Origin of the sequence: Streptomyces noursei (assembly GCF_001646665.1) — a bacterium.
Classification (GTDB): Bacteria; Actinomycetota; Actinomycetes; order Streptomycetales; family Streptomycetaceae; genus Streptomyces; species Streptomyces lavendulocolor.
The window spans coordinates 39,787-52,217 of record NZ_LWBU01000017.1 but is presented as its reverse complement, the minus strand read 5'-3'; the positions used below and the strand labels follow the sequence as shown (position 1 = coordinate 52,217).

At 72.2% G+C, this 12,431-nt stretch carries 14 protein-coding genes; 7 read left to right on the top strand and 7 right to left on the bottom strand.

The window, feature by feature from the left end:
- The first annotated feature begins 203 nt into the window (after positions 1-203).
- Both A4V12_RS02360 and A4V12_RS02355 read left to right on the top strand, forming a co-directional pair.
- The gene (locus A4V12_RS02360) at positions 204-1,727 is read left to right on the top strand and encodes a hypothetical protein (RefSeq protein ID WP_159028808.1); all 1,524 of its coding nucleotides are present in this window, start codon (positions 204-206) and stop codon (positions 1,725-1,727) included.
- A 146-nt stretch (positions 1,728-1,873) separates the two neighbouring features.
- A complete protein-coding gene (locus tag A4V12_RS02355) occupies positions 1,874-3,043 on the top strand; it encodes an alpha/beta hydrolase family protein (RefSeq protein ID WP_064067483.1) in 1,170 nt (389 codons plus the stop codon).
- Here the strand turns inward: A4V12_RS02355 and A4V12_RS02350 are convergent.
- Together A4V12_RS02350 and A4V12_RS02345 are read right to left on the bottom strand one after the other, a co-directional pair.
- Positions 2,987-3,253, bottom strand: coding sequence for a DUF397 domain-containing protein (locus A4V12_RS02350; RefSeq protein WP_064067482.1), 267 nt, complete (start codon positions 3,251-3,253; stop codon positions 2,987-2,989). The genes A4V12_RS02355 and A4V12_RS02350 overlap by 57 nt on opposite strands.
- Positions 3,250-4,071 (bottom strand): helix-turn-helix domain-containing protein, encoded by an 822-nt coding sequence (locus tag A4V12_RS02345; protein WP_064067481.1) that lies wholly within the window; start codon positions 4,069-4,071, stop codon positions 3,250-3,252. Before A4V12_RS02345 ends, A4V12_RS02350 begins: the two co-directional genes overlap by 4 nt.
- A gap of 82 nt (positions 4,072-4,153) precedes the next feature.
- On the opposite strand from A4V12_RS02345, the gene A4V12_RS02340 reads away from it, so the two are divergent.
- Positions 4,154-4,564 (top strand): hypothetical protein, encoded by a 411-nt coding sequence (locus A4V12_RS02340; RefSeq protein WP_064067480.1) that lies wholly within the window; start codon positions 4,154-4,156, stop codon positions 4,562-4,564.
- Between the two features lie 27 nt (positions 4,565-4,591).
- Here the strand turns inward: A4V12_RS02340 and A4V12_RS02335 are convergent, their stop codons facing one another.
- On the bottom strand, positions 4,592-5,272 hold the full coding sequence (locus A4V12_RS02335) for a GDSL-type esterase/lipase family protein (protein WP_064067479.1): 681 nt from the start codon (positions 5,270-5,272) through the stop codon (positions 4,592-4,594).
- Positions 5,273-5,331: 59 nt separating this feature from the next.
- On the opposite strand from A4V12_RS02335, the gene A4V12_RS02330 reads away from it, so the two are divergent.
- Positions 5,332-6,327 (top strand): hypothetical protein, encoded by a 996-nt coding sequence (locus tag A4V12_RS02330; protein ID WP_079136750.1) that lies wholly within the window; start codon positions 5,332-5,334, stop codon positions 6,325-6,327.
- 72 nt (positions 6,328-6,399) lie between these two features.
- Here the strand turns inward: A4V12_RS02330 and A4V12_RS02325 are convergent, their stop codons facing one another.
- Positions 6,400-7,287: a LysR family transcriptional regulator gene (locus A4V12_RS02325; protein ID WP_064067478.1), complete on the bottom strand. Its 888-nt coding sequence runs from the start codon at positions 7,285-7,287 to the stop codon at positions 6,400-6,402.
- Positions 7,288-7,371: 84 nt separating this feature from the next.
- On the opposite strand from A4V12_RS02325, the gene A4V12_RS02320 reads away from it, so the two are divergent.
- Positions 7,372-8,232, top strand: coding sequence for a PhzF family phenazine biosynthesis isomerase (locus A4V12_RS02320; protein WP_064067477.1), 861 nt, complete (start codon positions 7,372-7,374; stop codon positions 8,230-8,232).
- A 137-nt stretch (positions 8,233-8,369) separates the two neighbouring features.
- Here A4V12_RS02320 and A4V12_RS02315 read toward each other — a convergent pair whose 3' ends face one another.
- A complete protein-coding gene (locus A4V12_RS02315; protein WP_064067476.1) occupies positions 8,370-8,867 on the bottom strand; it encodes a hypothetical protein in 498 nt (165 codons plus the stop codon).
- 190 nt (positions 8,868-9,057) lie between these two features.
- Entirely contained in the window at positions 9,058-9,822 is a 765-nt protein-coding gene (locus A4V12_RS02310) for a TetR/AcrR family transcriptional regulator (protein WP_064067475.1), read from the bottom strand.
- 85 nt (positions 9,823-9,907) lie between these two features.
- Here A4V12_RS02310 and A4V12_RS02305 point away from each other — a divergent pair, with 85 nt between their 5' ends.
- Both A4V12_RS02305 and A4V12_RS02300 read left to right on the top strand, forming a co-directional pair.
- Positions 9,908-10,876 (top strand): ATP-binding cassette domain-containing protein, encoded by a 969-nt coding sequence (locus A4V12_RS02305; protein WP_064067474.1) that lies wholly within the window; start codon positions 9,908-9,910, stop codon positions 10,874-10,876.
- Positions 10,873-11,703, top strand: a complete 831-nt coding sequence (locus A4V12_RS02300; RefSeq protein ID WP_064067473.1) for an ABC transporter permease — start codon at positions 10,873-10,875, stop codon at positions 11,701-11,703. Before A4V12_RS02305 ends, A4V12_RS02300 begins: the two co-directional genes overlap by 4 nt.
- A gap of 58 nt (positions 11,704-11,761) precedes the next feature.
- Here the strand turns inward: A4V12_RS02300 and A4V12_RS02295 are convergent, their stop codons facing one another.
- The gene (locus A4V12_RS02295) at positions 11,762-12,421 is read right to left on the bottom strand and encodes a DUF4360 domain-containing protein (protein WP_064067472.1); all 660 of its coding nucleotides are present in this window, start codon (positions 12,419-12,421) and stop codon (positions 11,762-11,764) included.
- Positions 12,422-12,431: the final 10 nt, after the last annotated feature.

The window sequence follows — 12,431 nt, the reverse complement described above, 5'->3', positions numbered from 1 at the left end:
CCACCGGCAGAAGTATGCAAGACGGTACTTCTGCCGGGAGAACCTCATGGTCCACCCCATATCCACCGGTGTTGGCTGGGGGCGACCCGGGGGGCCGACCGACCGATCCGCGCTCCCCGACCACCAACACCGACCACCGGTCACCGGCGCCACGCCCTTCCGCGCCCGGCGGCCGACCTCACGTGGGGGAGACGGAACACGACATGCGTACACGAAGCGCCCGCGCCGTGACGGCAGACGCCAGGGGCCCGGTCCCGCGACCGGGCCCCGCCCACCGCCACCGACTGCTGCGCCTCCTGGCCCTTCCGGTCCTCTCGCTGCTGTTCCTGGCCGGGATGCTGCCCGCCCCGGCGCCCGCGGCGGCGGCGAGCAAGTACGGGGACGCCCGGCTGGACCAGTGGTCGTGGCTGACGACGCACAATTCCTACGCCTACATCGGTGCGCTCCCGCCGCGGAACCAGTCGCGCAGCGTCGTCGAGCAGCTCGACGACGGGGTGCGCGGCTTGATGTTCGACACCCACTACAAGGTGCAGGGCCATCCGGCACCGGTGAGGGGGGTGATGCTCTGTCACTCCGCCATCGCCTGCTACAGCCCTTTCAAGACAGAGTTCGCACGGGTCGTGGACTTCCTGAAGAAGAACCCGCAGGAGGTCGTGACCATCTTCCTGGAGAACTACGCGAGCCAGGAGACGCTGACCGAGGCCATCGCCCAGGTGCTGGAGGAGAAGAACGCGACCGATCTGCTGTTCCAGCCTTCGGAACAGGGCTTCAACATCGACAAGAGCAACTGGCCGCGCGTGCGCAACATGGTCGCCCGCAACGAGCGGCTGGTCATCTTCCAGGACAAGTGGGACTTCGACGTACCCGTCACGTCGACCAAGGACGCGGGAGTCGAATACGGGCGCCTCATGTACACCTGGAAGCGCACGGTGGAGACGACTTACGACTACGACGGCAACAGGCCGAGCGGGTGCGTGTCGCGCAACGGCAACAGCCTGGACCTCGCGAAGATGATGGGGACGAACCTGACTCCGCTGTTCACCATCAACCAGTTCGACTCCAGCGTGCTCAACCCTGAGAGCAAGTCACACGGCGACAACGGGCAGAGCCTCAAGAACCGCGTCGAGAAGGACTGCCGGGACGTCGCCAGGCGCGAACCGAACTACGTCGCCGTGAACTTCCACCAGCACAGCGACACACCCGGTGTCACCCCGCTGTCGGTGGTCGACGGACTGAACCGCAACGCCGTCATCATCGACCCGCACCAGGCGCTCTGGACCGTCAGCCCCAGCAAGCAGTACGTCAGCACGATCGCCACCAACCGGTGCATGGTGCGCGGCGACGAGTTCGAGGACGGGCAGGGCGGCCTGGTCACCCAGCGCAACTGCGCCACCCCGGCGCCCAGCAGCCACCAGTGGTCCGCCACCCCGCCGTCGTACGACGGCAAGAACTTCTTCTGGATCAAGGCCGGGAACGGCTCCTGCCTGACCGTGCCCTACAACAACGGCACCCCGCCCGGCAACGACACCCAGTTGTTCTGGTGGCCCTGCGAGACCCGGTGGTTCTCGGGCAGCCAGCTGTGGAACGTCATTCCGGCGAAGCAGCAAGGCGGCCCGGCCGCCTTCTACTTCGTGAACCAGTGGACGGGGAAGTGCCTGACGCTGGACATCCCGACGAGTGCGGCCAAGGCCGGCAAGGTCACGCAGGCGGCATGCCCGAAGCTGTGACGCCCCCTGCACAGGGGTGATCGCCCGACCGGGGGCCGCGCGAACGCGTCGGCCCCCGGTCGGATACGGCCGTAGACCTGGAGTCGGACCCCGTTCAAGCCGTGGACGGACGACCCGGCAGGGGCCCGCTGCCTAGCCTCGGCGGTATGAATCGACTGCCCCGCGGCGCTGCCGCCGCAATGCTCGGTCTGTCCCTCGCCCTCCTCGGTACGGGCGTCGCCTCCGCCGTCCCGGCCACACCGGCGTCTCCGGCCACCGAGGCCGCCGAACGCACCCGCGTACGCCTCGAACTGCCCGCCCCAACTGGCGCGTTCGCCGTCGGCCGCGACACCCTGCACCTCGTCGACCCCAGCCGCCCCGACCCCTGGGTCCCGGAGGCCCGGGCGCGCGAGCTGATGGTGTCGATGTACTACCCGGCCCGGCCCGGCGGTGGCCGGACGGCCCCGTACATGACCAAGGGCGAGGCCCAGGCCTTCATCGACGACCGCGAACTGACCGACGCGGTGTCCGCCGCGACGCTCAGCGGCACCCGAACCCACGCCCGTCCCGCCGCCGCCCCCGTACGCGGGAAGTTCCCGCTCGTGGTGCTGTCGCCCGGGTTCACCGTCAACCGCTCCACCCTGACCCTGCTCGCCGAGGAGCTGGCGAGCCAGGGGTACGTCGTCGCCGCCGTCGACCACGCCTACGAGTCGGTCGGCACCGCCTTCCCCGGCGGGCGGCTCCTGACCTGCGTCGCCTGCGACAAGATCAAGCCGGGCGGGTACGGGGTGGTGCCCCAGGGCCGGGCGAAGGACGTGTCCTTCCTCCTCGACCGGCTCATTGCCGACAAGCGCCCCGCCTGGCGGCACGCCCGCGTGATCGACCGGGAGCGGATCGGCATGGCCGGCCACTCCATCGGCGGCGCCTCCGCCGCGACGACCATGGCGGGCGACGCCCGGGTCCGCGCCGGGGCCAACATGGACGGGTCCTTCATGGAGCCCATCCCCGCGACCGGCCTTAGCGGCCGCCCGTTCATGCTGCTCGGCACGGGCGACGACGACCGCTCGTGGGTGCGTGACTGGCCGCTCCTGGACGGCTGGAAGCGCTGGATCAACGTCACCGGAGCGGAACACTTCACGTTCACCGACGTGCCCGTCCTCGGTGACCAGCTCGGCCTGCTGCCCCCGGAGGAGCCCCTGAAGGGCAAGCGGTCGCAGGAGATCACGCGCGCGTACGTGACGGCCTTCTTCGACCTGCACCTGAAGGGCGTCGACCGGAAGCTACTCGACGGCCCGACCGCCGAGCACCCGGAGGTGGTCTTCCACAAGGAAGGCTGACCAGGCGGAGGGGGAGAGGTCCAGGGCGGGGCGGGTCACGTCCTTGGAGTCACGGACGTGGACGGTGTGGGGGAAGGTTGCCACTTCGAGGCAAGCGCCGCCCTGGTCACCGCTGTAGGTGGACTTCGTCCAGACGAAGGCGACCTCGACACATTCGCCCTGCTGACTGCCGCTGTAGCTGCTCTTGAACCAGTCGAGGTTGGTACTCATAGCTCTCGTGCCACCTGTTCGATGAGTTTGGCCGAGTCTTCGGGGTTGAGGGCTTGCGCTCGCAGAATGCCATACCGTCCGAACACATCGCCTACGTCCGGCTGTTCGCTGAGGAAATACCGGCCGCCCTGACCTTCGACGTAGACGAGCTGACTTCGTCTCTGGGCCGTTTCGAGCAGGATGAAGGGGCCATCCAACCCGGCGTGACTATGCCGGTCGCCCGGCATCACCTGAACTTCGACGTTGCGTAGACGTCCGACCTCCAAGATGTGCAGCAGGTTGGACTTGAGCACCTGTGGCCCACCGATGGGGCGGGTGAGTGCCGCCATTTCGAGAACGAAGCTGATGAGCGGCGGGCGGGGCTTGCGCTGGAACACCTGTTGGCGGGCCAGCCTCGCACGGACCGATGCTTCGATTTCGTCCTCGTCCAGAGGTGGGCTGGCGCAGCGGAACACCGCGCGAGCGTATGACTCGTTCTGGAGCAACCCCGGAATCACATGCGTCTCATACTTGTGAACCTCGGCTGCCCTGGCCTCCTCTGCTAGGTAGTCCTCCAGCCAAGCGGCCACCCCGCTCGCCTTCAGCTCCTTCGCGACCTCCAGCAGTGCACCCTGTGCACCCAGCAACTCGTCCGCCAGCTCCACGAAGTTGCCCCTCGGCCTTCGCTCGCCGCGTTCGATCATGGCCACCTGGGACTTGGAGTAACCGGTCTCCCGGCCCAGCGCCTCCTGGGAGACCTTCGCCCGCTCGCGGTGGAAGCGGAGGAGCCTGCCGAACGCCTTCGCGGCGCCCGGAGTGCCGTTGCTGCCGATGTTCACGCCCGTCCTCCCTGGGTGCACAGTCCCGCACAGACGCCCTGTGGTGCTGGTCACGGTAGGACCGGACCGCGAAGCTGGCCGCATGAATCCGTGCAACTCACCCCATGGGGATACGTCCTGGATCCCCGCATCCGGGCACGCCCTGCGGCACGCGGGCATCCACTTCGACGCCGTACGCATCAGGGGGCTTCTCGGTGAGGAAGTGGCCTACATGCTCATGGAGTTCACCCACTTCGAGGCCGGGCCGATCGTCCGGGAGCTGGCGGGGGAGCGGAACGTGTACTTCCTGCTGCCGCCGCGGACGGCGGCCGGGTACGCGTGGCCGGCCGGGGCGCGGGCGCTGAGCCGGAGCGGTCGGAGTGCCGCGTTCGTGGGGATCCCGGCGCTCCACGGGCTGACGTGGCCGCTGGACTGGAGGTCGCGGCCCACGGCGGACGTGCCGTTCGTGGAGCCGGGTCTGCTGCACGAGATGGTCGGCCGTGCGGTGCGGTGAGGGCGGTCCGGCCCCGGTCGGCGCCGGCTACGGGGCGTACGGCCCGCCCAGACCCCATGCCTGGTGCATCGCCGTCGCGAAGGCGGCCGCGAGCTTGTGCTCGCCGGAGGGGCCGGGGTGCGTGCCGTCGTAGGTGTCGGTGGCGATGTCGTACGACTCCGGCACCGAGGCCAGCAGCAGGGGGGAGCCCGGCTCGTCGAGGTCGGCCACGGCCTTGGCGAGCAGCTCGTTGAAGCGGGCGCACTCGGCGGCGAAGGGGGCGTCGTACTGGGCGCGCACGTTGGGGATCACGGGGAGCAGGACGGCCCGGACACGCGGGTTCGCGGCGCGGGCCGCGGCGGCGAAGGCGTGGACGTTCTCGGACGTCTGGTCGCTGTTGGTGTAGAAGCCGAGGTCTATCAGCCCCAGGGACACCAGGAGCACGTCCGCCTGCGTCTCTGCGACCGCCCCGCCGATCAGCGGCGCCATGTGCAGCCAGCCCTCACCCCAGCCGGCCAGGTGCCTGCGGGCGTCCGCCGGGAAGGTGGGGTCGGCGTACGCGTGGGACACGGGGGCGTCGGCGGTCGCCTCGTACAGCTCCGTGCGCGGGCCGACGATCTCGTAGGAGCCGGCGGCGGTCGCTTCGAGGTGCTGCCACATGCGGTAGCGCCAGGTGTAGTCGCCGGCGCGTCCGATGGTCATGGAGTCGCCGACGAACATGAAACGCATGGGGGTCATCATCGCCGACCGGGGCTCAGGTGTGCGATGTGACCATGGACACTGGTGGCATGCGTTCGTTGCGTACGACCCTGGGAGCGGCCGTCGCCGCGGTGGTGCTGTCCGCGGCCCCCGCCGCGGCGGCGGGTGAGGACGACGGGTTCACCGTCGAGGACCCCCGGATCACCGAGTCCAGCGGCCTCGCCGCGAGCCGCGCCCACCCCGGGATCTACTGGACGCACAACGACCAGGACCAGCCCCGGGTGTTCGCGGTGGACTCCCGGACGGGGAAGACCGTCGCCACCGTCACGCTGCGCGGGGTCGGTACGCCGCGCGACATGGAGGCCATCTCGGTCGGCGCGGACGGGGCGGTGTACGTGGGGGACATCGGCGACAACCTTGACGGGTCCTGGCAGCACGTGTGGATCTACCGCTTCCCGGAGCCTGAGCGGCTGCGGGACCAGACCGTCGACGCCACCCAGTACACGGTCACCTACGCCGACGGGCCGAGGAACGCCGAGGCGCTCATGGTCCACCCCACGACGGGGCGGGTCTACATCGCGTCGAAGAACGAGGACGGCGGGGGCCTGTACGAAGGCCCGGCCCGGCTGAGCACGGGCGGCCCGAACGTGTTCCGGCGGATCGGCGAGGTGCCGTGGGTCACGGACGGGGCGTTCTCGCCGGACGGCGACGAGCTGGTGCTGCGCGGCTACTTCAGCGCGCGGGCGTACGCGTGGAAGGACGGACGGCCCGGCGCCGAGAAGCGGCTGAACGCGCCGATCATGCGCCAGTCGGAGTCGGTGACGTACACGGCGGACGGTTCGGCGCTGATGTACGGCTCGGAGGGCGCGGGCAGCGAGGTCGTGCGGGTGCCCGTGGAGGGGGCGCGCCCGGTGCCGAGCGGCGGGGGTTCCTCCGCCCCGGGCACGAGCGGTGCGACGCCGGGGGCGGAGGGCCGCGAGGGCGCGGCCGAGGGCGGCGGGGGGAACGCCACGACGGGCGCGCTGGTGCTGGCGGGCGCCGCCGGGCTGGCCCTGCTGTGGCGGCGGGCGCGGCGGCGGGGCTGACGCACGGCGGAAGGGCGGCGGGCGCGGCGGGATGGCCGCGCGGGGCCGGGTGGTCCTCGACGGGGCGGGGCGTCAGCCGGTGAAGTGCCGTACCGCCTCGCGCGCGAACGCCTCCGCGGCCGGGGCGACCCACCGCCGGCGGTGGCGGGCGAGCCGCAGCGGGACGTCGGGGAAGCGCGGACCGGGCACCCGTGCCAGGCGCCCCTGCCGCAGCTGGTCCTCCACCGTCGTGAGCGGCAGCAGGGCGAGACCCAGGCCGGCGGCGACGCAGTTGCGGGCCGCGTCGACGCTCCCGAACCGGGTGAGCCGGGGCCGGGCCCCGGGAACGGCGAGCAGCCGCCGCTCCAGCTCGTCGCTGTAGGAACAGCCCTGCTCCAGCAGGAAGAAGTTCTCCGCCGCCAGGTCCTCCCACGACGCCGGGCGCGTCCGCGAGGCCAGCGCGTGGTTCGCGGCGCACAGGAGGGCCAGGGGTTCGTGGGCGATCGGTTCGGACATGACGTCAGGGAAGTCGGCCCCGTCCTCCAGCAGCAGCGCCACGTCGAGGCGGCCGGACCGCAAACCCTCGACGCACTGCGCGGTGCCGGCGGCGTGGAGGTGGACGTCGACCTCGGGGTGCCGGGCGCGCAGGGCGGTCAGGACGCCCGGCAGCCGGGTGGAGCACAGCGACTCGGGGGTGCCCACGGCGACCTGTCCCCGCACGGCGCCGTCGGGGCGCGCCGCGGCCCGCAGCCTCGCCACCGCGTCGAGGACGTTCCCGGCCTCCTCCAGCAGGCGCCGCCCCGCGTCGGTGAGCAGCGCGCCGGTGGGGAGGCGGTCGAAGAGCGGGACGCCGAGCTCCCGCTCCAGGGCGCGGATCTGCACGGTCACCGTGGACTGCGCGACGTGCAGTTCGGCCGCGGCGGCGGTGAAGCTGCCGGTGCGGGCGAGGACGGTGAAGGTGTGCAGCAGCCGGGTGTCCACACCGACAGGCTATGCGTTTTCCGCATGGGGGTCATCGAAAAGCATCGTTGGACGCGATACCTCTGCGGGCGTCAGCATGGACGCATGACCAGCACCGGAGTTCCCCTGCGCTACGCCGCCTTCACCAGTGACCCCGGCGGCGGCAACCCCGCCGGCCTCGTCCTCGACGCCGGCGGGCTCGGCGAGGCGGAGATGCTCGCGGTCGCCGCCGCCCTCGGGTACTCGGAGACCGCGTTCGTCACGAGCCGCGACGACGCCGCGCGGAGGTTCGGGGTCCGCTACTTCAGCCCGCTGGCGGAGGTGGCCTTCTGCGGCCACGCCACGATCGCGCTCGCCGTCGCGCTCGCCGAGCGGCTCGGGGTGGGCGATCTGCTGCTCGACACCCCCGTGGGCGAGATCCCGGTGGCCACGGCCGAGGACGGCACGGGCGCGGTCCTGGCCACGCTCACCAGTGTCCCCACCCGCAGCGGGCCGGCCGGGAGCGCCGCGCTGGACGCCGCGCTGGGCGCGCTGCGCTGGTCCGCCGCCGACCTCGACCCGGATCTTCCGCCGCACGTCGCGTTCGGGGGCAACGACCACCTGGTGCTGGCCGCCGCCTCGCGGGAGCGCCTGGCGGACCTGGCGTACGACTTCGACGCCCTGGCCGCGGTGATGCGGGAGCACGGGTGGACCACGGTGAACCTGGTGTGGCGCGAGGCGCCGGAGCGGTTCCACGCCCGCAATCCCTTCCCGGTCGGCGGTGTCGTGGAGGATCCCGCCACCGGGGCGGCCGCGGCGGCGCTGGGCGGCTACCTCCGGGCGCTGGGCCTGGTGGCCCGGCCGGCGACGATCGCGATCCGCCAGGGCGAGGACATGGGCCGGCCGAGCGACCTGCTGCTCGGTGTGTCCCCGGAGGACGACCGGGTCCGGGTCACGGGACGGGCCGTACCGATCGCGCAGAACTGACCGCGCAGGGCTGATCGCGCAGAACTGACCGCGCGGGGCTGATCGCGCAGGGCTGATCGCCGGGATGCCACCCGGCCCTCCCGCCCGCACCCGGATGGCCGGCGGGCGTCGGAGGGCCGGGACGGTGGGGCGCCCGGTCACCACCAGTCGGTGCAGTGGATGCCGGTGCGGGTGGAGCCGCAGGCCCGGAACTTCCAGTTCGCATCGGTGCTGGTGCGCTGCGCGGCACTGGTCTTGTTCTCGCCGTTGCGGGAGGTGAAGGGCCCGCACTGCAGCCAGGTACGGCCGCCGTCCCTCGACCAGTCCAGCCACACCGAGTTGCCCGCCTGGACGTCACCGGCGATGCGGGCCCAGCCGCGCTGGACGCCGTTGATGTTGCCGTACTGCACGCTGATGTTGATGCCCTCGCCCCACAGCGTGACGGCGCGGGCCTGCATGTCGTACGCCTCGTCGGAGATGTCGACGAAGCCGTTGCGCCCGCCCTCGCAGTCGGACGCCGCCGCGTGCGCGGCCGGTGCGGGGCTGAGGAACCCCAGTGCGCCGGCCATCAGCGCCGTGGCCAGGACCGCGGTCAACGGCCTGCGCGGGCGCGTCCGCCGGTCGGCCCGGGCGGACGTGCGGGTGTCGCTGATCATGACTTCCCCCTCGTGGTCGTGCGTCGTGCCGGGTGGCTGCTGTCGTACGGATGACGGGCCGCGCGAACCCCCCGTATGAGCGCCGCCCGAACATCGCACCCCGCGCCCGTCGCCGTCGCCGTCACCGCGGACAGGCAGGCCGGCAGGCCGCCGTCGTCGTGCCGCGGGTCTCCGGCCGTACCGCCCGCCGTTACCGCCCGGCCGCTTCGGCCACCATCGTCTCGAAGCCGCCCAGCAGGGCCCGCAGACCGAACGCGAAGTGGTCGAAGTCGGCGGAGAAGGCGTCCGGGGAGAGCGCGGCCGTCAGGGGGTAGTCGCCGGTGCGCATCGCGCGGTCGAGGTAGGGCTCCTGCCGGGTCCAGAACTCCTCGTCGCTGACCCCGGTCTCCCTGGCCGCCTCGACCGCCTCGGCCTCCATGCGCGCGATGCCGGAGACGAAGCTCTGGACGGCGATGATCACGGAGATGAGTTCCGGGTCGGTCAGGCCCATGCCCTTCAGGCCCAGCAGGGCGTGCTCCAGGCCGCGCAGGGCGCTGGGGCCCAGCACGGTGCGGGTCTGGTTGACCTTGAGCAGCCAGGGGTGGCGGCGGTGGAGGTCCAGTTCGGCGCGGGCCAGCGCGTCGACGGCGGCCCGCCAGTCGCAGGGCGCGGACGGCCGGGGGTCGAGCATCAGGCCCCGTACGCGGTCGAGCATCAGGTCCAGCAGTTCGGCCTTGCCGGGGACGTACCGGTACAGCGACATCGTCCCGACGCCCAGGTCGGCGGAGAGCCGCCGCATCGAGACGGCGTCGAGTCCCTCCGCGTCGGCGACCTCCACGGCGGCGGCGACGATCCGGTCGACGGTCAGGCCGCGCCGTGGGCCCCGGGAGGGGGCCTCGCCGGTGCCCCAGAGCAGGTCCAGGCTGCGGACGATGTCACCGCTGCCGCTCGTCGCCGTCGTGCTGTCCCTGGTCATGGCGTCAGCGTAAATCACTGGACGAGAACTGGGTACGGTGTACGCTCCGGTGAGTACGGTGTACTCGGTTTCAGGGGAGGGCGTCATGGACGACTGGGCGGTACGGGCCGAGGGCCTGGAGAAGCGGTACGGGGAGAAACGCGCGCTCGACGGATTCGACCTGGCGGTGCGGCCCGGCACCGTCCACGGCCTCCTCGGCCCCAACGGGGCGGGCAAGACCACCGCCGTGCGCGTGCTGGCCACGCTGCGCCGGCTCGACGGCGGCCGCGCCGAGGTCGCCGGCGTCGACGTGGCCCGCGACCCCCGCCGCGTGCGCGCCCTGATCGGCCTCACCGGCCAGTACGCGGCGGTGGACGAGATCCTGACCGGCCGGCAGAACCTGGAGATGTTCGGCCGGCTGTTCCACCTCGGCGGGCGCGGGGCCCGCGCCCGCGCCGCCGAGCTGCTGGAGCGGTTCGGGCTGACGGAGGCCGCCGACAAGGGCGTCGAGGGGTACAGCGGCGGCATGCGGCGCCGCCTGGACCTCGCCGCCTCGATGATCCTCGCCCCGCGCGTGCTGTTCCTCGACGAGCCGACGACCGGCCTCGACCCGCGCGGCCGGGGCGAGGTGTGGGACGCGGTGCGCGACCTGGTCGCGAGCGGCACCACCGTCCTGCTCACCACGCAGTACCTGGAGGAGGCCGACAAGCTGGCCTCCCGCGTCACCGTGATCGACCGGGGCCGCGCCATCGCCGACGACACCCCCGAGGCGCTGAAGGACCGGGTCGGGGGCGACCGCATCGAGGTCGTCGCCGCCGACCCGGCCGACCTCGCGCACGTCGCCAGGGCCGTGGCCCGGGTGTGCAGCGGCGAGCCGCGCGTGGTCGAGGAGGCGCGGCGCGTCCACGCGCCGGTCGCCGACCGGGTCACGGCGCTCACCGAGGTGGCCCGGACCCTCCAGGACGAGGGCGTCCAGGTCGAGGACATCGGGCTGCGCAGGCCGAGCCTCGACGACGTGTTCCTGCGCCTGACCGGTCACGCGACCGAGGAGGAGAAGGAGGCGGTGGCCGTATGACCAGCACCCTCCAGCCCGTCGCCGGGCGCGGCCGGCTGTACTGGGCGCTCGCCGACTGCGGGAACATCGTGCGCCGGCAGCTCACCCACTACCGCCGCAAGCCCGTCTACATCGCCTGGCAGCTCGGCTTCCCGATCCTGTCGGTCCTGCTGTACGGGTACGTGTTCGGCGGCGCGATGAAGCCGCCGGGCGGCGGCGGGGCGGCCGACTACCGCGACTTCCTGATGCCGGGCATGTTCGTGATGACGATGGCCTTCGGGTTCATCAACACCGCGACCGCCGTGGTCACCGACGCCAACAAGGGCGTCATCGACCGGTTCCGCTCGATGCCCATGGCGCCGTCCGCGGTGGTCACCGGCCGCGGAGCCACCGACGTGATCATCGCCTGCGCCGAGCTGACCATCCTGGCGGCGACGGCGTTCGTGATGGGCTGGCGCTCGGACGGCGGGTTCCTCGGCACCGTGGCGGCCTTCGGCCTGCTGCTCCTGCTGCGCTACTGCCTGACCTGGGTCGGCATCTGGCTGGGGCTGCTGGTCCCGGACCCGGAGGCGGCCGGCGGGCTGTTCGCGGTGGCCTTCCCGCTCACCATGATCTCCAGCGTGTTCGTCCAGCCGGGCACGATGCCCGACTGGCTGGGCGCCGTCGCCGCCTGGAACCCCATCTCCTCCACCGCGGCGGCGACCCGCGAGCTGTTCGGCAACCCCGGGGCCGGGGGCGGCAGCTGGGTCGAGCAGCACGCCGTCCTGATGGCCGTGGTGTGGCCCGTGGTGATCACCGCGGTGTTCCTGCCCCTGGCGGTACGGCGCTTCCAGCGGCTGAGCCGGTAGCACCCGGCCGGAGGGTGGGCCCGCGGAGGGGGCGCGGGCCCACCCGGTCACCGGGGGTCTACTTCGGGCACTCCTTCCATGCCAGGCGGTAGACCGTCTTGATGTCCCCGTCCGTGGAGTCCATGGCGATGAAGCTGTTGGTCTTCGTGGGGTCGGAGGTGCCCGCGCTGACCCGCAGTTCGGTGTTGATGTTGAAGTTCCGCTTGGCGCCGCAGGGCGCCCAGACCAGCTGCCCCCAGTCGGTCTGGTCGGTGGCCTGCCAGTTGTTGTCGTACGGGCCCTGGTAGGGGTGGCTGGCCTGGGCCGTGTCGGGGGAGCCCTGGAAGTAGTAGGACGCCTTCTGTACGGCGGTGGCGCCCCGCTCCAGCTTGGCGTAGCCCCGGTAGTCGGCGCTGGCGACGGCGTAGGTGAAGCCGCCGGGGACGTGGACGATCAGGTTGAGCTGGCAGTTCTTGCGGAAGTCGGTCGGCTTCGCGCCCACGCCCACCTGGGCGAGGTAGTCGCTGTACGTCACGGTGAAGGCGGTGTTGTCCGGGGCCACGGCGACGGCGGCCGTGCCCTGGGGGCAACCGGAACCGTTGACGGTCGCGATCTCGATGACGATCTTGTCGGGCGGGGCGACGATGCCCGCCGAGGCGGGGGTGGGTGCGAGGACGGTCGTCGCCACGGCCGTGGAGAGCGCCGCTCCGGCGAGCAGGGCTCGGGGTCTTCTGGACATGGATCTCCGA

Bases quoted from the DNA above. Each gene is read 5' to 3' on its own strand.
- A4V12_RS02360 (WP_159028808.1), top strand. From the start codon at position 204: ATGCGTACACGAAGCGCCCGCGCCGTGACGGCAGACGCCAGGGGCCCG.
- A4V12_RS02355 (WP_064067483.1), top strand. From the start codon at position 1,874: ATGAATCGACTGCCCCGCGGCGCTGCCGCCGCAATGCTCGGTCTGTCC.
- A4V12_RS02350 (WP_064067482.1), bottom strand. From the start codon at position 3,253: ATGAGTACCAACCTCGACTGGTTCAAGAGCAGCTACAGCGGCAGTCAG.
- A4V12_RS02340 (WP_064067480.1), top strand. From the start codon at position 4,154: ATGAATCCGTGCAACTCACCCCATGGGGATACGTCCTGGATCCCCGCA.
- A4V12_RS02335 (WP_064067479.1), bottom strand. From the start codon at position 5,272: ATGCGTTTCATGTTCGTCGGCGACTCCATGACCATCGGACGCGCCGGC.
- A4V12_RS02330 (WP_079136750.1), top strand. From the start codon at position 5,332: ATGCGTTCGTTGCGTACGACCCTGGGAGCGGCCGTCGCCGCGGTGGTG.
- A4V12_RS02320 (WP_064067477.1), top strand. From the start codon at position 7,372: ATGACCAGCACCGGAGTTCCCCTGCGCTACGCCGCCTTCACCAGTGAC.
- A4V12_RS02315 (WP_064067476.1), bottom strand. From the start codon at position 8,867: ATGATCAGCGACACCCGCACGTCCGCCCGGGCCGACCGGCGGACGCGC.
- A4V12_RS02310 (WP_064067475.1), bottom strand. From the start codon at position 9,822: ATGACCAGGGACAGCACGACGGCGACGAGCGGCAGCGGTGACATCGTC.
- A4V12_RS02305 (WP_064067474.1), top strand. From the start codon at position 9,908: ATGGACGACTGGGCGGTACGGGCCGAGGGCCTGGAGAAGCGGTACGGG.
- A4V12_RS02300 (WP_064067473.1), top strand. From the start codon at position 10,873: ATGACCAGCACCCTCCAGCCCGTCGCCGGGCGCGGCCGGCTGTACTGG.
- A4V12_RS02295 (WP_064067472.1), bottom strand. From the start codon at position 12,421: ATGTCCAGAAGACCCCGAGCCCTGCTCGCCGGAGCGGCGCTCTCCACG.